At 39.5% G+C, this 19,136-nt stretch carries 17 protein-coding genes and 1 riboswitch; of the genes, 14 read left to right on the top strand and 3 right to left on the bottom strand.

Annotated features, from left to right (window positions below):
* The first annotated feature begins 63 nt into the window (after positions 1 to 63).
* Genes U5921_RS06160 through putP form a run of 4 tightly spaced genes read left to right on the top strand, consistent with a single transcriptional unit; the run spans position 64 to position 5,039 of the window.
* Positions 64 to 1,971, top strand: a complete 1,908-nt coding sequence (locus tag U5921_RS06160) for a glutamine synthetase (protein WP_324825586.1) — start codon at positions 64 to 66, stop codon at positions 1,969 to 1,971.
* A gap of 60 nt (positions 1,972 to 2,031) precedes the next feature.
* On the top strand, positions 2,032 to 3,309 hold the full coding sequence (gene serS, locus U5921_RS06155; RefSeq protein WP_324825585.1) for a serine--tRNA ligase: 1,278 nt from the start codon (positions 2,032 to 2,034) through the stop codon (positions 3,307 to 3,309).
* 36 nt (positions 3,310 to 3,345) lie between these two features.
* On the top strand, positions 3,346 to 3,549 hold the full coding sequence (locus tag U5921_RS06150; RefSeq protein WP_324825584.1) for a DUF951 domain-containing protein: 204 nt from the start codon (positions 3,346 to 3,348) through the stop codon (positions 3,547 to 3,549).
* Positions 3,550 to 3,569: 20 nt separating this feature from the next.
* Entirely contained in the window at positions 3,570 to 5,039 is a 1,470-nt protein-coding gene (gene putP / locus U5921_RS06145) for a sodium/proline symporter PutP (RefSeq protein WP_324825583.1), read from the top strand.
* Between the two features lie 118 nt (positions 5,040 to 5,157).
* Here putP and U5921_RS06140 read toward each other — a convergent pair whose 3' ends face one another.
* Positions 5,158 to 5,616 carry an Lrp/AsnC family transcriptional regulator gene (locus U5921_RS06140; protein ID WP_324825582.1) on the bottom strand — a complete coding sequence of 153 codons (459 nt, stop codon included), beginning with the start codon at positions 5,614 to 5,616 and terminating at the stop codon, positions 5,158 to 5,160.
* 211 nt (positions 5,617 to 5,827) lie between these two features.
* Here U5921_RS06140 and U5921_RS06135 point away from each other — a divergent pair, with 211 nt between their 5' ends.
* Together U5921_RS06135 and U5921_RS06130 are read left to right on the top strand one after the other, a co-directional pair.
* Positions 5,828 to 6,382: a chromate transporter gene (locus tag U5921_RS06135; protein WP_324825581.1), complete on the top strand. Its 555-nt coding sequence runs from the start codon at positions 5,828 to 5,830 to the stop codon at positions 6,380 to 6,382.
* Positions 6,382 to 6,933 (top strand): chromate transporter, encoded by a 552-nt coding sequence (locus U5921_RS06130; RefSeq protein ID WP_324825580.1) that lies wholly within the window; start codon positions 6,382 to 6,384, stop codon positions 6,931 to 6,933. The genes U5921_RS06135 and U5921_RS06130 overlap by 1 nt, the downstream gene beginning before the upstream one ends.
* Positions 6,934 to 7,019: 86 nt before the next feature.
* Here U5921_RS06130 and U5921_RS06125 read toward each other — a convergent pair whose 3' ends face one another.
* A complete protein-coding gene (locus tag U5921_RS06125) occupies positions 7,020 to 7,676 on the bottom strand; it encodes a nitroreductase family protein (RefSeq protein WP_324825579.1) in 657 nt (218 codons plus the stop codon).
* Positions 7,677 to 7,741: 65 nt separating this feature from the next.
* On the bottom strand, positions 7,742 to 9,187 hold the full coding sequence (locus U5921_RS06120) for a PLP-dependent aminotransferase family protein (RefSeq protein ID WP_324825578.1): 1,446 nt from the start codon (positions 9,185 to 9,187) through the stop codon (positions 7,742 to 7,744).
* 156 nt (positions 9,188 to 9,343) lie between these two features.
* Between U5921_RS06120 and U5921_RS06115 the strand changes: the two genes are divergently transcribed.
* From U5921_RS06115 to U5921_RS06080, 8 genes are all read left to right on the top strand, one after another.
* A complete protein-coding gene (locus tag U5921_RS06115; RefSeq protein WP_324825577.1) occupies positions 9,344 to 10,147 on the top strand; it encodes an ECF transporter S component in 804 nt (267 codons plus the stop codon).
* A 224-nt stretch (positions 10,148 to 10,371) separates the two neighbouring features.
* The gene (locus tag U5921_RS06110; RefSeq protein WP_324825576.1) at positions 10,372 to 11,502 is read left to right on the top strand and encodes an MGDG synthase family glycosyltransferase; all 1,131 of its coding nucleotides are present in this window, start codon (positions 10,372 to 10,374) and stop codon (positions 11,500 to 11,502) included.
* The gene (gene cbiG / locus U5921_RS06105; protein ID WP_324825575.1) at positions 11,492 to 12,586 is read left to right on the top strand and encodes a cobalt-precorrin 5A hydrolase; all 1,095 of its coding nucleotides are present in this window, start codon (positions 11,492 to 11,494) and stop codon (positions 12,584 to 12,586) included. Before U5921_RS06110 ends, cbiG begins: the two co-directional genes overlap by 11 nt.
* A gap of 95 nt (positions 12,587 to 12,681) precedes the next feature.
* On the top strand, positions 12,682 to 13,659 hold the full coding sequence (gene hemB / locus U5921_RS06100) for a porphobilinogen synthase (RefSeq protein ID WP_324825574.1): 978 nt from the start codon (positions 12,682 to 12,684) through the stop codon (positions 13,657 to 13,659).
* Positions 13,659 to 14,966: a glutamate-1-semialdehyde 2,1-aminomutase gene (gene hemL, locus U5921_RS06095; protein WP_324825573.1), complete on the top strand. Its 1,308-nt coding sequence runs from the start codon at positions 13,659 to 13,661 to the stop codon at positions 14,964 to 14,966. Before hemB ends, hemL begins: the two co-directional genes overlap by 1 nt.
* Before the next feature lie 37 nt (positions 14,967 to 15,003).
* The gene (gene cbiE / locus U5921_RS06090; protein ID WP_324825572.1) at positions 15,004 to 16,251 is read left to right on the top strand and encodes a precorrin-6y C5,15-methyltransferase (decarboxylating) subunit CbiE; all 1,248 of its coding nucleotides are present in this window, start codon (positions 15,004 to 15,006) and stop codon (positions 16,249 to 16,251) included.
* Position 16,252: 1 nt separating this feature from the next.
* The gene (locus U5921_RS06085; protein WP_324825571.1) at positions 16,253 to 17,674 is read left to right on the top strand and encodes a cobyrinate a,c-diamide synthase; all 1,422 of its coding nucleotides are present in this window, start codon (positions 16,253 to 16,255) and stop codon (positions 17,672 to 17,674) included.
* On the top strand, positions 17,661 to 18,743 hold the full coding sequence (locus U5921_RS06080; RefSeq protein ID WP_324825570.1) for a DMT family transporter: 1,083 nt from the start codon (positions 17,661 to 17,663) through the stop codon (positions 18,741 to 18,743). The genes U5921_RS06085 and U5921_RS06080 overlap by 14 nt, the downstream gene beginning before the upstream one ends.
* A 68-nt stretch (positions 18,744 to 18,811) precedes the next feature.
* Positions 18,812 to 18,999, top strand: a riboswitch (cobalamin riboswitch).
* The last annotated feature ends 137 nt before the right edge of the window (positions 19,000 to 19,136 follow it).

Here is a 19,136-nt window from a genome sequence, read left to right as displayed (position 1 = left end):
AATAATGTTTTAGAATTAATAATTGAATAAAAATACAAAGAGCAATATAGGAGGGAGCGATTTATGGAACTAGATAAAATGTTGTTTAACATACCGGCTGAAAAGCACAGTGTGAAAGAAATCACAAATATATTAAAGGCACATCCGGAAATATACTTTGTATCATTGGTGGGATTAGATATCGGAGGTCATGATACAGATGAAAAGATTCCGGTGGATTTATTTATTGAGGATATGGAAAAATACTTGTCACAAGGTGTACAGACAGATGGTTCCAGTGTAGTTCTGCCAAAGATCGCGGCTTTGAATAATGCAAAAGTAGATATCATTCCAGATGTAAATATAAATTGGTATGTAGATTATAATTTCTACCATTTAGATAAAAAAACGGGTATGCCGGTAGGAACCTTACGGATTCCATCATTTTTGATCCACAATGATACTGCGGAGGTTGGCTCTCGTGTGATACTAAGAGATGCGGTAAATACCTTTAAAAAAGAAATTCTAGAATTACTGAAGCAAAATCCATATGTTTTTGAATATCTACCACTAGATAGCGTAGATGAGATTGATGAGATATTATTGACGGCTGCAACTGAATTGGAATTTTGGGTAAAAACGCCGGATGACAAGGCGGATCGAGAACAGCTTTCTACATCACAGGTATTGAAGGAACAATATTGGAAACGGACCATTGGTCCAGTAAGAACCGCTTTAGAGAAATCCTTATTGCTTTTAGATAAATATGGTTTTGAAGTAGAGATGGGCCATAAGGAAGTTGGTGGTGTTAAAGCAAAGCTTGGAAGCTCCGGAGAATTTGACCACGTTATGGAACAGCTTGAAATTGATTGGAAGTACAGCTCCGCCTTACAAGCTGCAGACAATGAAAATCAAGTAAAATATGTGGTTCGAGACATCTTTCGCTTATACGGCTTAGAGGTCACCTTTATGGCAAAGCCGATCGACGGAGTAGCGGGTAGCGGAGAACATACACATATGGGAGTTGCAGCAAGATTAAAGAACGGGAAAATAATTAACTTGTTTGCGCCGCTTGATATGCAACAAGATTTTATGAGCCCAATTGGGTTTGGCGGCCTAATGGGTATTTTGAAAAACTATGAAATTATAAATCCTTTTGTTACATCATCCAATGATGCATTAAACCGTTTGAAGCCTGGGTTTGAAGCTCCTATTTGCATCGTAACGTCTCTTGGTCATACAGCGAAGAATCCATCCAGAAATCGTACCGTTTTAATCGGTTTAGTTCGAGATGAGAAAAATCCGCTTTCCACTCGCTTTGAGCTTCGGGCACCGAATCCAAAGAGCAATACATACTTAGTGCTTGCATCTGGGTTTATGACGATGCTTGATGGCATCAAAGAGGTTCTTTTAGCAGGGAAAACACCAAAGGAATTAGAGAAAGCGATTTCAAAAGAACATGATGAAGAAGCCTTTTATTTAGAGAAGGAAAGAGTTTATCGCAGCGAAAAGGATGTATTTGAAGATTATACAAAGGAAGAAAGAAACAAATATTTTGGTAAAGCACCGGCTACCGTCTGGGAAAATATTTGTGCATTTGATCAGTACCCAGACAAATTAAAGGTTTTGATGAGAAATGGAGTCATGACGCCTCTAAGCTTGGAGTCCTATAAAGAGGCTACGATTGCACAGTGGGCAACGGAGCTTCATAATCGAATTATTTTAAATACCATGGAGCTCGTTCGGGAGTGCAAAAAGTGTCATAGCCCGGAAGATTCCACAGATTTAGATGATAAAAATTGGCAGGAAATTCAATTGATGCGGACGTATTTAGCAAAAGATAGTATTCGGGAAAAATCTTTGCTTACCCGTATTAAAAATGCTTTAGATGAGGGTGACTATCAGCTGGCTTCCGATTTGCAATTAGAAATGCAGGAGAAGGAGCAGGCATTAATCGATGCTTACATTACGTATAAGAAAAATTTGTTTTAAATATTAACTGCATAAAAAATGAAAAAATAGGACAGATTTTGCCCTGAGAGGAGAACCGAAATGTTAGATATTAAACGTATCAGAGAAGAATATGAATCGATTAAAAAGGCAGTGGAATCCAGAGGCCATGGAGACTTTGGATTGAGTACGGTACTGGAATTGGATGACAAAAGAAAAAGTATACTTGCTGAAGTAGAAGCGATGAAAAATAAACAAAATCAGGATTCAAAGCAGATTCCGAAGCTGAAAAAAGAGGGTGTTGATACGACGCAGCTGATGGCAGAGATGAAAACTCTTTCTGAGAAGATTAAAGGTTTGGATGCGCAAGTCAGCGAAGTCGAAGTAAATTTAAGAAATGCACTTTTAAATATTCCAAACGCACCGTGTGAACTCTGTCCGGTCGGAGCGGATGATTCAGCAAACCTTGAAGTTAAAAAGTGGGGAGAACCGAAAAAATTTGATTTTGAACAAAAAGCACATTGGGATATTGGAAGCGATTTAGATATTTTAGATTTTGAGAGAGCTGCTAAAATTTCGGGAACTCGTTTTACAGTCTATAAAGGATTAGGAGCACGTTTAGAACGTTCTGTAATAAATTTTATGTTGAACTTACACACCAGTGAACATGGATATACGGAAATACTACCTCCATTTATGGTGAATCGTGATGCGATGACCGGCACAGGACAGCTTCCGAAATTTGAAGATGATATGTTCCATATTCCGGCCAAAGATTTCTTCCTAGTGCCGACTGCCGAAGTTCCTCTTACTAATCTTCGTGCACAGGAGATTTTAGATCCAGAAGAACTTCCCGTTTATTATACGGCTTATACACCTTGCTTTCGTAAAGAAGCCGGCTCTGCGGGAAGAGATACGCGCGGATTGATTCGTCAGCACCAATTTAACAAGGTTGAACTGGTAAAGTTCTGTAAACCAGAGGAATCTTATAAAGAATTAGATTCTTTGCTTGCAGCAGCAGAAAGTGTGCTTCAAAAGCTGGAAATTCCTTATCGCGTGGTACGTTTGTCTACAGGCGATCTGGGCTTTTCTTCTGCAGAGACTTATGACATTGAAGTTTGGATGCCAAGCTATGGAAGATATGTCGAGATTTCTTCCTGCAGTAATTTTGAAAGCTACCAGGCAAGGAGAGCAAATGTCCGTTTCCGAAGGGGACCAAAAGAAAAGCCGGAATTTGTTCATACCTTAAATGGTTCAGGTTTAGCTGTTGGGAGAACTGTAGCCGCAATTTTGGAAAATTATCAGCAGGCAGATGGGTCTGTCTTAATTCCGAAAGCATTGCAAGACTACATGGGGACAGATAAGATAGAAAAGAAATAGACATAGAGTATTCACTCAATCTATGGAGGTGAGATAATGCCGCTAAAGATAAATGTAGGAGATCGGCTGGAATTAAAAAAAACTCACCCTTGTGGTGGAAATACATTTGAGGTTATGCGGACAGGCATGGATTTTCGTTTGAAATGCCTGACTTGCCAAGCCCAGATCTGGCTGGATCGCCCACATTTGGAAAAAAGGGTGAAAAAAATCAACTCAGAGGCGATCAGGCGTTCTGAATAGAAAAAGGAGTGAATTTTTTAATGACCATAGCAGTGATCTTTGCTATTTACTTAATCAGCCAGGCATTCATTGGTGTCATATTCTATAACAAAACGAAAAATATGTCAGACTTTGCTTTGGGAGGAAGAAAGCTGAATAGCTGGGTAACAGCAATGTCAGCACAGGCATCCGATATGAGCGGATGGCTTTTGATTGGACTTCCAGGACTTGCCTATATTGTTTACCAGGGTACCTCGGAAGCTTTGTGGATTGCAATTGGATTAGCACTGGGAACTTATTTGAATTGGCTGTTTGTAGCAAAAAAATTGAGAAAGTATACGGAAATATCAAATGATTCCCTTACTCTTCCTGATTTTTTTGAAAATCGTTTTCAAGATAAAAAGCACATCCTACGTGGAATATCAGCTATATTTACTGTTATATTTTTCTTGATTTATACAGCAGCACAGTTTTCGGCAGGTGCAAAATTGTTTTCTACCATATTTGGATTGCCATATACAGTGGGTCTGATTATAGGAACGTTGATTATTTTGTCTTATACTGCATTTGGAGGATTCTCTGCCGTATGCTGGGCAGATACTGTACAAGGAACAATTATGTTTTTTGCATTGATTATTGTTCCGATTATCGCCTGCTCGGATATGGGCGGCTTTTCACAGGTTGCAGCCCGCCTTTCTGAGATCGCAACAGATTCTTGGAGCCTGCTACCGATGAAACAGGGAAACTTGGATACGCTGTTACTCGCGTCTGCTTTGGGATGGGGGCTCGGTTATTTTGGACAACCGCACATTTTAGTACGATTTATGGCAATTGAATCACCGGATCAAATAAAAAAATCTCGAGTCGTTGCAATGGTCTGGGTTTTGATTACATTAAGTGCAGCAGTGTCCATCGGATTGATTGGGAAAGCCTATATGCCGAATTTAGCGGATGGAGAAACTATTTATATGGATATGATCCACTTTATGTTTAATGATGTGGTTTCAGGACTCTTGCTTATTGCGATCTTAGCGGCTATCATGAGTACAGCGAGTTCGCAGTTATTGGTAACTGCATCGTCTGTATCTACTGATCTTTATGGATTGATATCGAAAAAGAAAATGGATGAAATGACTATGGTCTGGATGAGTCGCTTCACCGTTATCGTGGTCGCAGCCGTCGCAATTTTACTAGCACTAAATCCGAATAGCTCCGTATTTAGTTTGGTATCCTGTGCGTGGGGAGGCTTTGGTGCTGCATTTGGCCCGCTCATTTTATTTTCTCTTTTCTGGAGACGTGCAACAGTACAGGGCGCAATTGCTGGTATGGTTGCAGGAGGTATCAGCGACTTATTGTGGTATTATTTAAAAAATATTGCAAAGCTAGGCGGCATATTTAACATTTATGAGATTATACCAGGATTTATCATTGCTTCTCTTGGTATTGTAATTGTCAGTCTAATCACGACACCGAATGAAAAAGTATTAGCTGAATTTGATAGTGTAAAATAATTTATAACAAAAAATGGCCGTCTCTTGGATTATTTTCTTTGAAAAGAAAAGACTAAGAGAGGGTCATTTTATTATTTAAACGAGAAATGTATGATTCTTTTTTAGTGAAATAATACAGCTAAACACGGATACCTTTTCGTGTTTTAAGCCTTGAGATAATCAGCTCACTTTCAATATGCTCAATACCAGGAAGCTTATAAATTTTATCTAAAAGAAAGGTTTCTAAATTTTCATTGATACCTAAAACTGCATGAACATGAAGATTTGAGGAGCCTGTCATTAAATACATATCCGTTATAGATTCTTCTCCACTAAGCGTGTCAATAATAGAGTAAAGAGCTTCCGGCTTTGCTTGTATACTGAAAAATACAGATACATTTCTTCCTATTTTTTCTGGGTTTAAAATGACGGTATAGCGTTCAATGACACCTGAATTTTCTAAAGACTCTATGCGATTTTTCACAGAGATACGAGATAAGCCGACTTTCTCAGCAATTTCAATGTAGGACATACGGGAATTTTCAATTAATAAATTAAGAATCCTTTCATCTGTTTGGTCATAATTTTTAATTTTCATAGAATCACCTTCTTTCATTATGACTGGTTGATAGAGTGAAAATTAACTTGCAATAAACATATTGTATAATAAAAATTACATAAAATCAATATTTAAACTGTATTATATATAATTTGTATAATCAAATGTATCATATTGATAATTTTATATAAAAAGTATATAATGTAATTAAATAAGTAGAGGATGCAAAATAATAGAAAGGAAGTAAGAGATGCTGCTTGAAATATTTATGGTATTTTTTAAAATAGGAATGTTTACGATAGGTGGCGGGTATGCAATGCTGCCTATTATTCAGAAAGAAATTGTAGAATCAAAAGGCTGGATGAGTGATCAGGAATTTTTAGATGCAATTTCATTGACGAATAGTTTACCGGGACCTTTAGCCCCAAATGCAGCTACATTTGTAGGCTACAGTATAAAAAAAGTGCCAGGTGCACTAGCTGCGGTGCTTGGAGCAGTTAGCCCTTCGATATTGATTATTTTGTTCATTGCTATGATTTTTAAAAATGCGATGCAGTATTCTATCGTGGAATCCATCTTTAATGGAATCCGTCCCGCAGTTGTTGCTTTGATTTTGTATTCTGTCATTAAGCTTGGAAAATCTGCAAAAATAAAAGAAGAAAAAAAATGGATATTAGCATTAGCTGCTTTTATTGCAGTTTCTATTTTAAATATACATCCAATTCTAGTGATTGTAACTGCGGCACTGATCGGAATTTTTTTCAAAAAAACGAAACAGCAGGGCAGAGAAGGAGAAAATGAGTAATGGAGCTTTGGTTAAAAGTTTGTTTATCATTCATAAAAATCGGTGCATTTTCATTTGGAGGAGGCTATGCAGTATTATCTTTCATTCAACAAGAAGTAGTAGAAGGGAACAACTGGATTCTTCCGGAAGACTTTGTAGATATTGTGGCGATTGCTGGAATGACGCCCGGACCAATTGCTGTCAATTCATCTACTTTTGTAGGATATAATTTGTTTGGACCTGTTGGCGGACTTGTTTGTACACTGTGTGTCATATTAGTTCCATTTTCACTTGCCTTGCTGGTTTCCGTGTATTTTACAAAGTTTAAAGAAAATAGAATCGTAAAAAATGCATTAAATGGGATTCGTCCAGCAGTGATTGGCTTGATTGCGACATCCTGTTTTAGTATTGGAAAAATATCCTTTGTAGATGGATACAGTATCCTCTTCTTTGCGATTGCCTTTTTCTTAGTTTATAAGATAAAAGTGAACCCAATCATTACATTAATGCTTTCAGGAATGTTGGGCGCTGTGCTGTTTGAGGTCGTTCTACCAATATTAGAAACCGCATAAAAAATATTAAAAAATTCAAAATGAAAAATAAAGCCTTTGTGAGATTAGAAATTTTCTATACCAAAGGCTCTTTTTATGTTGTAATTTTATTTAATTAAAGTATAGATGTCTTCTGCATCCTTTTTTCTTGGGCTCTTTAAATCGCTTTCCGGTACGCCTAAGGCCAGCATTGTTGTTAAGTAGTAGTTTTCCTTCTCTAAGGCAGTCTCTTCTTTTACAAGAGCTTCAATCTCATCTGCGGCATAGTTTTGGCTTGTAAGCCAGCAGACTCCGTAACCTAAATCAATAGCACGAAGTGTTAAATTTTCTAATGCAGCACCGATGCCCTGCATTCCCGGGTTTTTTTGAAACAGATTGTCCCCAAGCTGCTTTGGAGCTTGAATTAAATGATATTCGTCGTACCCGCTTGGAACATAGTCTTTCGCATAGGTTAAAATTAACACAGGGGCATTTAGATAAAATACGGTAAAGTTTTTTGCAAATTTACGAAAACGAGATGCTTTTTCTTCATCGACTTTTTCCAATTTTAATGCAATTTTTTCATTTTTTTCTAAAATCGTATCCGCAATTTTTTGCATTAACTGACGATTTTTAATGACGACAAAATGCCAATTTTGACAATTCTTACCGGAAGGAGCAAGACCTGCAGCTTCAATCAGCTTTCGGATGTCTTCGTCCGGTATATCCTGTGCTTTAAACTTTCTGACACTTTGCCGTTTTTGTATCGCTTGTAATACTTCCATCGTTTTTCTCCTTAAAAATATGATACTTTTTATTAACAGATAAGGAAAAGTTTTTTTCCCTCCCTTTATCTTATCATTTTAAAATCATGAATCAAGACATCTGCAAAGGTTTTAATTGCTGCATCCAATTCTTCAAGAGGAACTCTTGTGTAGTAAAAGATAAGAAGTGCATGATTTTTATCCGCTTTTTCAGTTTGTTTTGTCAAAATAGGTGTAATAGGAAGCCGTTTTTTTACTGCTGTTTCACAAATCATATCGACGGTTAGATGCGCAGAAAGGGGAATTTCTAAAAGCATATGAAGTCCTGACGTATTGCTCAGAAGCTTTACCTGATCTTTAAAATATTTTTTCAAGCTCTGTGTTGCAATCTGTATTTTTTGTGAATAAAGACTTCTAAGTTTTTTTATATTCGTTTGATAAAACCCTTTTTCCATGTAAAGTGCAAGTGTGAGCTGCTCTGTTTTTGAGCAAGTTTGGTTATAACCGCCGAGTATTTCTTCAAAGAGCTTAAGCATGGGCTCGGGAAGGACCATATAACTTATTTTAATGGAAGGGAACAAAGTAGAAGAAAAAGAGCTTAAGTAAATCACTCTCTTTTCTTCATCCAATCCTTGTAGGGAAGGAACGGCTTTTCCAAAATATCGAAGCTCACTGTTATAATCGTCTTCAATGATGATGCTATTATTTTGAGAGGCCCATTCTAATAAACCATAGCGACGGCCGATCGGCATGATAGAGCCAGTAGGAAATTGATTGGAAGGACTGACATAAGCGACCGACTTTATATTTGCAGGAAGCTTTTCGATTTGAATCCCTTCTTTTGAAACAGGAACCAGCGACATTTTAAAACCTCTTGTTTGGAAGATATCCTGGATCGGGACGTAACCGGGTGCTTCAAAGGCAACATACTCAATCCCTAAACGATTTAAGATAATACATAAAAGACCAGTCAATTGCTGTGTTCCTGCGCCGATTACAATTTGATCCGGTGTACAGCGGACACCTCTAGCTTGATAAATATATTTTGAAATTTCATAACGTAAAGGCGCCTCACCCCGCGGGTCGCCTTCCAATAAAAGAAAATTTGAATAATCGGTAAGAACTTTATTGGTGCATTTTTTCCACTTAATAAAATCAAATGTAGCAGGATCATAAGATGCAGCTTTCAGTACAGAGTGGTCAAAATAAGAAAGACTTTCGAAATCAGTTCCGTAACTTTTGAAAATAGAAGTTTTTAACACCCTGCTTTTATCCGTATCGGATGGAATGCTGCAAACGTAATAACCAGATTGTGGTTTGCTGAAAATATAGCCCTCGGTCAATAATTGATTATATGCAAGATCAATGGTTGTGACGCTTAGGCCAAGCTGTTTTGCCATCATGCGGAGAGATGGAAGTTTTTCTCCGGGAAGAATACCTTCGGATAAGATGGCGTTTCTAAGATAAAGATAGAGCTGTAAATATAAAGGAGCCGTACTTTCATAATCGAAATTTGGTGCTATCAGCTGCATAAAAAAATCCTTTCATAACAAAACTGTTATTATATTTGAAATTTATTTGCGTTTTTTCTTAGTATATCACAAACTGTATATAAATAAATAGTTTAGACTGATCATTTTAATGACTACAATAATTGGTTAAGATAAAAAAGAACAAGGAGGTACGGTATGGCTGTAGATAATAAAATAAATAAGATGATTTTAACAGGGCTCATGATGGCCTTGATTACAGTTGCAACGCTGATAGTACAAATTCCGATTCCGTTTACCAATGGATACATTCACTTGGGTGACAGCATGATCTTTCTTTCCGTATTGATTTTAGGGTGGCGTTACGGCGCACTCGCTGCTGCTTTCGGCTCGGCACTTGGCGATTTGATACCCGGCTATATTCACTGGGTTCCGTGGACCTTTTGTATCAAAGGGCTGATGGCAATTTTTATGGGAATAGCAATTGAGAAATGTATGAATAGTAGAAAAAATACAGCGATTCTAGCGATAATCACTGCTTTTGTATGGATGGGATTTCAAGTAGCGGTTCAATGGATTTTGAAGGGGACAGCAGTAAATGAGCCACATTCCTTATTGGGGGATGAAGTCGAAAACCTGAGTGAATTAGGTACTTTTTTAACAGGTGTGCAGGGAAAACTAATGTTTACGACCGTTTTGATTCCCGTTTTCCTGATTATCATAGCAATTTATGTACGAAAAAAAGAACATCTGGTTATCCCTGTTTATGAAATATTAGCCATGACAATTTCTGGATTGTGGATGGTAATGGGGTATTATGCGGCGGCTGGAATCATGTACGGAAATTTTGCAGTTTCGGCCTTTAGTATTCCGTGGAATGTCGTTCAATTTGCATTGGGATTTTTCCTTGCAATGGTGATCGCGGCAGCCTTGTTGAGAACCTCGGCATCCAAGTATTTTACGTATGGATTGGTAAGAAAAAATAAAAGCGAACGGAATTGATTTTCAGAAAAAAAAATGGTATCGTATACATAAGTATGATTCACTGTATACGATACCATTTTTTTATAGAAGAGTATTATAAAATAGAGAGACTTGTCCCAATTTGTAGAACAAATTGATGGAAAGTCCTCCGTCAGCAATTCATGTGCTTTAGCGCATAGAATTGTACGGCGAAATAAAGGAGAAGAGAAAAAATTGCTTTTAATGAAAAGAGGGAAAAGAGCATGAAGGCATTAATATTAAGCATATCTACAGGTCAGGGGCATCATGCGACGGGACAAGCGATCGAAGAGCAATTTGAAAGCATGGGAGTAGAATGCCGTACTTTGGATGCTTATGAGTATATTGAACCGCTATTGAAAACTTTCATCTCAAAGGGTTATTTAATATCTACGACGTATATACCTAAGATTGCATCAAAGTTTTACGAAATAGCCGTGAAAAAAACGAAACCTGCCGCAGAATTTTCAGTAACAAAACTAACGAATACTTTTATGGCAACAGAACTTCGCAGCTACTTAGACGAATACCAGCCGGACATCATTATATGTACACACGTGCTGTCGTCTGCAATGATAAGCATATTAAAAGAGCGCAGGGAATGCAAGAGCCTTACGGTCGGAGTAGTGACAGACTTTACGGTTCACCCTCTTTGGGAAGAAACACGTTGCTTGGATTACTACGTAACGCCGAGTGAACTGCTTGAATATCAGATGGCGCATAAGGGATTGGATGTAAGTAAAATGCTGCCTTTTGGGATACCGATTAAACCGGAGTTTTCAAAGAGTATAAAACAATTGGAAGCCAGAGAAAAGCTGGGTCTGGATTTGTATAAGCCAACCATACTTTTGATGAGTGGAAGCATGGGTTACGGAAAAATTGATGTTTCACTTAAAAAAATAGATAATTTGTATTTTGATTTTCAGATTATCGTAGTATGCGGAAATAATAAAAAGATGTATAAAAAAATATGTAAAATGCAATCCCAGATGAAAAAGAAGATTCAAGTATACGGATATGTGGATAATGTTTATTTGATGATGGATGCAGTTGATTGTATTATCACAAAACCCGGAGGGATTACCTCGTCAGAGGCCTTAGCAAAGGAGCTGCCTATGATCATGGTAAATCCGATTCCCGGGCATGAGCAGAGAAATGCCGAATTTATGTTAAATAATGGATTGGCTCTCTATGCAACAAAATCCTTTCCGATTGACGAAGCACTTTTTTCTTTGTTTAAGCATCCAGAAAGAGTAGAGGATTTACGCCATACGATTAGTTTGTACGGAAAAAAACACGCTGCAAAAAGATTGTGTGAGTTCTTACTCGAGGAAATAGGAAAAGATGCATCCTGATTCATGGTCTGGATGCATTTTCGTTATAGGAAAGGAAACAGTTGTGAGAGAAAAAGAGATTGCATTGGTGTCTTTTACGAAGAATGGCGCCCTAACTGCACAAAAGATAGCATGTTTTATAAAGAGTATTGGGTATATACCGGAAGCTTATGCAAAAAAGATAGACCAGAATGAGGATGCGGTTCTTCCATTGGAGCAAAGCTTAAGTGAGTGGACAGAAGCGCACTTCTCAAAAGATGCCTTGATTTTTATCGGGGCGACAGGTATTGCCGTTCGAGCTATCGCTCCCTTTATAAAAGGAAAAACAGTTGATCCTGCAGTTATTGTTGTAGATGAAAAAGGGAGATTTGTGATTTCTTTGTTGTCTGGACACATCGGTGGTGCAAATCGTCTTTCGGAGCAGATTGCCGTGGGAATAGGTGCTGTGCCGGTGATTACAACTGCAACGGATATCAACGGGAAGTTTGCAGTCGATCAGTGGGCAAACGAGCAGAATCTTTTTATCAGTGATATGAAGCTGGCAAAAAAGATAGCATCGGCTCTTTTGGAAGAAAAAAAGGTTGGATTTTTTAGTGAAATTCCTATTTTGGGAAAAATTCCTTCGGAGTTGACGCAAGTTGAACCATGTAGTCTCGGTATCGCAGTGACCACCAAGGAAAAGGTAAATTTATATGAAGAAACGTTATATTTGGTTCCACGCCGCCTTACGTTAGGAATTGGATGCCGAAAAGATACTTCCTTTGAAAAATTAGAACGATTTACGAATGAAGTGCTAGAAAGAGAAAATATTCGCTGGTCTGCCATTGACAGGATTGCTACAATTGATATAAAACAAGAAGAGAAGGGCCTGATTACCCTTTGCGAAAAACACAACCTGCCTTTTGAAACGTATAATGCAGAGGTTCTTTCTTCTCTTGCAGGTGACTTTACTCCATCAAAATTTGTCCGTTCGATCACCGGAGTCGATAATGTTTGTGAACGTGCAGCTGTGCATGCTTCCAAAGGTAAGTTGATTTTAAAAAAAGAAGCAAGAGACGGGATGACAATTGCGATCGCCGAAAAGGAATTATCGATACGATTTTAGGTAGAAAATAGTAAAAAATAAAAGACGCTATATAAAAATATTTTTACATGCTTGTGATAGATACAATGGAATTAGAAGGAAAGGAACGAAGGAATATGTTAAAAAGAGCTAGAAGATTGCGCATGGACGAGAGCGTCCGAACGATGGTACGAGAAACAAGAATGAGCCAATCCAGTTTGATCTACCCTATTTTTGTAGAAGAGGGCAAGGGGATTATAAAAGAGATTGAAGCGATGCCGGGACAAAACCGTTACAGCTTGGACACCTTGCCGCGTGCATTAGAGGAAGTTGTAGACTCCGGTGTTGAAAGTGTCATGTTTTTCGGTATTCCAAAAGAAAAGGATGCATGCGGAAGCCAGGCTTATGCGGAAAACGGGATTGTGCAGGAAGCGTTTCGCATTGCCCGAAAAGAGGTTCCCGAGCTTTATTACGTTGGTGATGTCTGCATGTGTGAGTATACATCACATGGGCATTGCGGCATTATAAATGGCGATTCGGTAGACAATGATAAAACCTTGCCGCTACTTGCTAAAACTGCGGTTTCTCAGGTAAAAGCCGGAGCCGATATGGTTGCTCCGTCAGATATGATGGACGGAAGAGTCCGTGCCATTCGAGATGCACTTGATGAAGCGGGCTATATCGATACGCCAATTATGTCTTATGCTGCAAAATATGCTTCTGCTTTTTACGGTCCATTTCGAGAGGCAGCTGGATCAGATAACTTTAAGGGAAATCGAAGGACCTACCAAATGGATTACCATAACCGAAGAGAAGCATTAAAGGAAGTGGATTTGGACTTAGGAGAAGGGGCTGATATCATTATGGTAAAACCGGCCATGTCCTATCTGGATATTATCCGGGAAATACGAGATCGTGTAGATGTTCCGGTGGCTGCGTACAGTGTCAGCGGAGAATACGCGATGATAAAAGCAGCAGCACAGGCAGGGATGGTAGATGAAGCTGGGATTGTGGCAGAGACTGCAACGAGTATTTTTCGAGCAGGTGCAGATATTCTAATCACTTATTATGCGAAAGAAATTGCCGCAATGATAAAAGAAGGGAGAATCGGGTGATGAATCAAAATAAAACAGAACGCTCCGTAGCTTTTTTTGAAGAAGCAAAAAAATATATTCCGGGCGGGGTTAACAGTCCTTGCCGTGCATATCTTGCTGTTCAGGACACACCTCGTTTTATTGAAAAAGCGAATGGATCGTATATTTACGATGTTGATGGAAATGCGTATATTGATTATATTGGCTCTTGGGGGCCTATGATTCTAGGAAATAATCATCCGATTGTGCTGGATGCGGTGAAAGAAGTCATCGAAAGCGGACTGAGCTTTGGTGCAGCAACAGAGCGGGAAATTCAAATGGCAAAATTAGTTTGCGGATTGGTGCCTTCCATGGATATGGTTCGCATGGTCAATTCCGGAACCGAAGCAACCATGAGTGCTTTACGTACAGCAAGGGGGTACACTGGAAGGGATAAGTTCATTAAGTTTGAGGGCTGTTACCACGGACATAGTGATGCCCTTTTAGTAAAAGCAGGTTCCGGGTTGATTGCAAACGGTGGGGCGCCGGACAGTGCTGGTGTGACGGAGGGCTGTGCAAAAGACACATTAACAGCAGTCTATAATGACTTTGAAAGTGTGCAAAAATTATTTGAAGAAAATAAAGGTGAGATTGCTGCGATTATCATTGAGCCGGTTGCGGCAAATATGGGCGTAGTACCTCCTAATCCAAGATTTTTAAAGCAGCTGAGAGAAATCTGTGATGTGAATAAAACTGTATTGATCTTTGATGAAGTCATCACCGGATTTCGTTTGGCCTTAGGCGGTGCGCAGGAATTATTTGATGTAAAGCCGGATATGACGACATTCGGAAAGATTATCGGCGGCGGAATGCCGGTCGGTGCCTATGGCGGGAAGCGGGAAATCATGGAGATGGTAGCACCGTGCGGCACTGTGTATCAGGCAGGCACGCTGAGCGGAAATCCGGTAGCAATGGCAGCAGGTATTGCACAGCTCTCTTATTTAAAAGAGCATCCGGAAGTTTATACGCACATTAATAAACTGGGGAAGCTCTTGTATGGCGGTCTTCGCAAACTTGCTGAAAAGGCGGATGTGCCTTGCAGTGTCAATGACATCGGTTCCATTGGTTCTTTGTTTTTTACCGGACAAGAAGTAAAGAATTATCTGTCTGCCAAAACCGCCGATATCACTGCTTACGGAACTTATTTCCGTCAGATGCTCCTAAAGGGTATTTACCTTGCTCCGGCACAGTTTGAGGCAATGTTTATTTCCTATGCACACACGGAGACGCAAATAAAAGAAACCTTAGAAGCGGCGGAAGATTGCCTGACAAATCTAAAACGCGTCTAAGTCAAGCTGCATTTAAAATGAGGAAGACGGAGGCCATATGAAACAAATATATGTAGTTGGGATCGGGATGGGAAATCCAGAAACTTTGACGCTTGGCGGGAAAAAATGTATTGAAACGAGTCAGGCGTTGATAGGTGCTAGGCGGATGGTAGACAGCTTTCCACAGGGAAACAAGAAAAAACATTATGCAATTGCACCCGAAGAAATCACGGCATGGATTTATGAACAAACAGATATAGATTGCATTTCTGTTCTGATGTCCGGCGATGTTGGTTTTTTCAGCGGCACGAAAAAATTATGTACACTTTTAGAGGAAAAAAATAAAGAAAGATGCGCAGAAGGAAAATCTCCTTTTTGTAAGGTGGAGTGCGTCGCAGGAATCAGCTCCCTTCAATATTTCTGTTCGAAGTTGAATACCTCCTGGGAGGATGCTAAAATTGTCAGTCTGCATGGACGGGAGGCAAATGTAGCCGGTACGGTGCAGACAAATGAAAAAACGTTTTTTTTAACGGGAAGCGACCATCCGGCACAGGAGATTTGCAAACGGCTGATCGAAGCCGGATTAGGACAGGTTGAGGTTGCCGTTGGAGAACGCCTTTCTTATGAAACGGAGCGGATTGTGCTTGGGAGTGCAGAGGAACTGGGAAGGCAAAGCTTTGATTCTCTCAGTGTGGTTTTAGTACAAAACAATAAGATACAAAGACGCCAAAAACAATCCTATGGATTTTCAGACGAGGATTTTTTACGTGGTGATGTGCCGATGACAAAGGAAGAGGTACGCAGTGTCAGCCTTTCAAAATTACAGATATTAAAAACGGATGTTATTTACGATGTGGGTGCCGGCACCGGTTCGGTATCCGTTGAAATGGCACTGTTGGCGGAAGAAGGACAAGTCTATGCTGTAGAGACCAACCCGGAGGCGGTAGAACTTATTCGTTCCAATCGAGAAAAATTTGGTGCTTGGAACTTACAGATCTGTGCAGGGAAAGCACCGGAAGCATTGAACGATCTGCCGAAGCCGGATAAAGCCTTTCTTGGAGGAACGAAAGGAAATATGGAAGAGATCATTTCTTTACTTGTCCAAAAAAATCCACAGATACGTATTGTTATTAATGCGATTGCCTTGGAATCCATGTGGGAAGCGATGCAAGTGTTAAAAAAGTATGGATTTGAACACGTAGAAATCGTACAGCTGTCTTTGGCTAAGGCGAGAGAGGTAGGAAGCTTGCATATGATGACAGGGCAGAACCCCATTTTTATAATTAGTTCACAGAAAGGACAATAACATGCAGCGTAATATTCCGAGACTGATGATTGCAGCTACATCGAGCGGGGGCGGTAAAACAACAATTACCTGTGGTTTGCTGCAAGCTTTTATAAATCGTGGGATAGAAACCATTTCATTTAAATGCGGGCCGGATTATATTGATCCGATGTTTCATACAGAGGTGCTAGGGTTAAAGTCGAGAAACTTGGATCTTTTTTTCACAGATGCACAAACGACGAAAAATTTGTTTTGTAAAAATGCAAAGGGATTTGAGCTGGCAGTAATAGAAGGTGTTATGGGCTATTATGATGGGCTTGCGGGCATATCAACAGAAGCAAGTTCTTATGATTTAGCAAGAACGATGCAAACGCCAGTGATCTTACTAATTGACTGTAAAGGCAAATCTGTTTCCATCTTGGCTGAGATCAAGGGATTTCTGGAGCTTTGCCCAGACAGCAATATCAAGGGAGTTCTGTTAAATCGCTGCAATGCAATGCTGTATCCTGACCTTAAGAAACAGATTGAAAAAGAATTGGAAATTGAAGTTTACGGCTATGTACCCCAAAGGAATGATATTTCTTTGGAAAGCCGCCATTTGGGATTAGTCACCGCAAAAGAAATCGGAAACTTAAAACAAATCCTTAACCGCATTGCTGAACAAATGGAAGCAACCGTTGATTTAGATCGTTTATTGGTACTTGCTAATTCGGTAAAGCCGATTGTTTGTGAGGTAAAGGAATGCGTTCCGGGTAACTGGAGGATTGATGAGCTGTCACACGTGCAAGAAGATAAGGCGCGTATTGGTGTTGCAATGGATCAAGCCTTTTGCTTTTATTATCAGGATAATCTGGATTTACTTGCTGAACTGGGAGCGGAAATTGTACCGTTCAGTCCACTGAAGGAAGAAACACTTCCTGAAAATCTACACGGGCTTATTTTTGGAGGAGGCTATCCCGAGCTTTATCTTGAAACGCTTTCTTCGAATAAAAACTTGTTAAAAGAAATTAAGGAAACCATATCCAATGGAATTCCGTGTCTTGCTGAGTGCGGCGGATTTATGTATCTGCATGAGTGGATTCAGGATGAAGAAGGTAAACGAGTGCCTATGGTGGGAACGATTGAAGGAGGAAGCTATCCGACAGAAAAACTGGGGCGATTCGGCTACATTACGTTAACGGCGAATCAAGATAATCTTCTCTGCAAAAAAGGGAAAAGTATACGGGGCCATGAGTTTCATTACTGGGACAGCACGAATACAGGAGACTGTTTTCATGCGCAAAAACCGCTTCGAAAAACAGAGTGGAACTGCATGATTGCAGAAGGAAATTTAATTGCCGGTTATCCGCATTTACATTACTATTCCAATCCCCATTTTGCACACAATTACATAAAATCCTGTATGAAATATAAGAAGGAGGTTGAATGCATTGCAAAAAGATGAAAAAATTGCAGTTGGAAAAGCAATTTTAGCAGCGGCGCTTTTTGGAATCAGTGCACCTTTTTCAAAGATATTGTTGGAAGAAATTCCGGCGGCTTTAATGGCTGCTTTGCTTTATTTGGGAGCCGGTATTGGAATGTCCTTTGTGCAGGGTGCCGCTTACTTATATAAAAAAGAACCGTTAGAAGCAAAATTGGTGAGAAAAGATTTGCCCTACACCGTGGCGATGGTACTTCTAGACGTTTTGGCACCTGTTTTTCTCATGCTTGGGCTGAGTACTACCAGTGCAGCCAGCGTATCGCTTTTAAACAATTTTGAGATTGTTGCGACTGCACTAATTGCCGGTATTTTTTTTCGGGAGCCGCTTGGAAAGCGTATGTGGGGAGCGATTGCGGTAATTACTGCGGCAAGTATGCTTTTGTCATTTGAGGATGTTTCAAAACTTTCTTTTTCACTAGGAAGTATTTTTGTATTGCTAGCTTGCCTTTGCTGGGGGATGGAAAATAACTGTACACGCATGCTTTCATTAAAAAACCCGCTCGAGATCGTGATTATAAAAGGCTTTGGATCGGGGTTTGGCGCTCTGCTGCTCTTTCTCTTTATCGAAAATAGAGAAGGTATCCCTTATTTGACTGGATTTTCATCCGTCTATTACTGTATAGCGGCAATGCTGTTAGGCTTTGTAGCTTATGGCCTGAGTATTTTCTTTTACATTTCAGCGCAGAGATATTTAGGAGCGGCGAGGACGAGTGCCTATTATGCAGTCGCGCCTTTTATTGGGGTAGCTTTATCCATAGCCTTTTTCTCAGAACATCTGCCACAGCGTTTTTGGGTTGCAGTTCTTCTTATGATAGTAGGGACCTATTTAACGACAGTAGAAAAGCATACACATATACACAAGCACCAAACGATGGGACATACGCATAAGCATACGCATACCGATGGGCACCATAACCACGTTCATGAAGGGGATGGTGAGCTTGTTCACAGCCATTATCATATGCACGAGGCAATGGAGCATACACATAAACATAAGCCTGACATGCATCATCGGCATGCGCATGAATGCTAGCCTGAAATAATATAAAATAAAAAGGACAACTTCTTGAAAACGAAAAAATCACATGATATAATGAGATGACAATTAAGATATTATTAGGTGTTCGGTATTTTCCTGCCGAAAGAATAGGGAAGATGGGTGAAAGTCCCACGCGGTCACGCCGCTGTAATGGTCGAGTTGTATACAACAGCATCACTGTGGAAATGGGAAGATGGTATACAATGCTGAAGCCAAAGCCAGAAGACCTGCCTGATGATAGGTTCTGATTTTATTAAAAATCAGTAATTACATTTTCTTACGGACGATAGGAGGGTGTAATTCAGGGGAACATGAGATACATGATGTTTCCTAGTATTACGCTATTCTGATTTGTTTTAGAGTGGCGATTTTTTATTGGAGGGAAAA

The organism is Sinanaerobacter sp. ZZT-01, assembly GCF_035621135.1.
In the GTDB taxonomy this organism is placed as follows: Bacteria; Bacillota; Clostridia; order Peptostreptococcales; family Anaerovoracaceae; genus IOR16.
Note: the sequence above shows the minus strand (reverse complement) of the source record. Positions and strands in the feature narration are given on the sequence as shown.

Coding starts and splice junctions, on each gene's coding strand:
- U5921_RS06125 (WP_324825579.1), bottom strand. CDS start 7,676: ATGGAAGTATTACAAGCGATACAAAAACGGCAAAGTGTCAGAAAGTTT.
- hemL (WP_324825573.1), top strand. CDS start 13,659: ATGAATCAAAATAAAACAGAACGCTCCGTAGCTTTTTTTGAAGAAGCA.
- U5921_RS06135 (WP_324825581.1), top strand. CDS start 5,828: ATGCTGCTTGAAATATTTATGGTATTTTTTAAAATAGGAATGTTTACG.
- U5921_RS06160 (WP_324825586.1), top strand. CDS start 64: ATGGAACTAGATAAAATGTTGTTTAACATACCGGCTGAAAAGCACAGT.
- cbiE (WP_324825572.1), top strand. CDS start 15,004: ATGAAACAAATATATGTAGTTGGGATCGGGATGGGAAATCCAGAAACT.
- U5921_RS06140 (WP_324825582.1), bottom strand. CDS start 5,616: ATGAAAATTAAAAATTATGACCAAACAGATGAAAGGATTCTTAATTTA.
- U5921_RS06120 (WP_324825578.1), bottom strand. CDS start 9,187: ATGCAGCTGATAGCACCAAATTTCGATTATGAAAGTACGGCTCCTTTA.
- U5921_RS06085 (WP_324825571.1), top strand. CDS start 16,253: ATGCAGCGTAATATTCCGAGACTGATGATTGCAGCTACATCGAGCGGG.
- U5921_RS06115 (WP_324825577.1), top strand. CDS start 9,344: ATGGCTGTAGATAATAAAATAAATAAGATGATTTTAACAGGGCTCATG.
- U5921_RS06130 (WP_324825580.1), top strand. CDS start 6,382: ATGGAGCTTTGGTTAAAAGTTTGTTTATCATTCATAAAAATCGGTGCA.
- serS (WP_324825585.1), top strand. CDS start 2,032: ATGTTAGATATTAAACGTATCAGAGAAGAATATGAATCGATTAAAAAG.
- U5921_RS06110 (WP_324825576.1), top strand. CDS start 10,372: ATGAAGGCATTAATATTAAGCATATCTACAGGTCAGGGGCATCATGCG.
- hemB (WP_324825574.1), top strand. CDS start 12,682: ATGTTAAAAAGAGCTAGAAGATTGCGCATGGACGAGAGCGTCCGAACG.
- cbiG (WP_324825575.1), top strand. CDS start 11,492: ATGCATCCTGATTCATGGTCTGGATGCATTTTCGTTATAGGAAAGGAA.
- putP (WP_324825583.1), top strand. CDS start 3,570: ATGACCATAGCAGTGATCTTTGCTATTTACTTAATCAGCCAGGCATTC.
- U5921_RS06150 (WP_324825584.1), top strand. CDS start 3,346: ATGCCGCTAAAGATAAATGTAGGAGATCGGCTGGAATTAAAAAAAACT.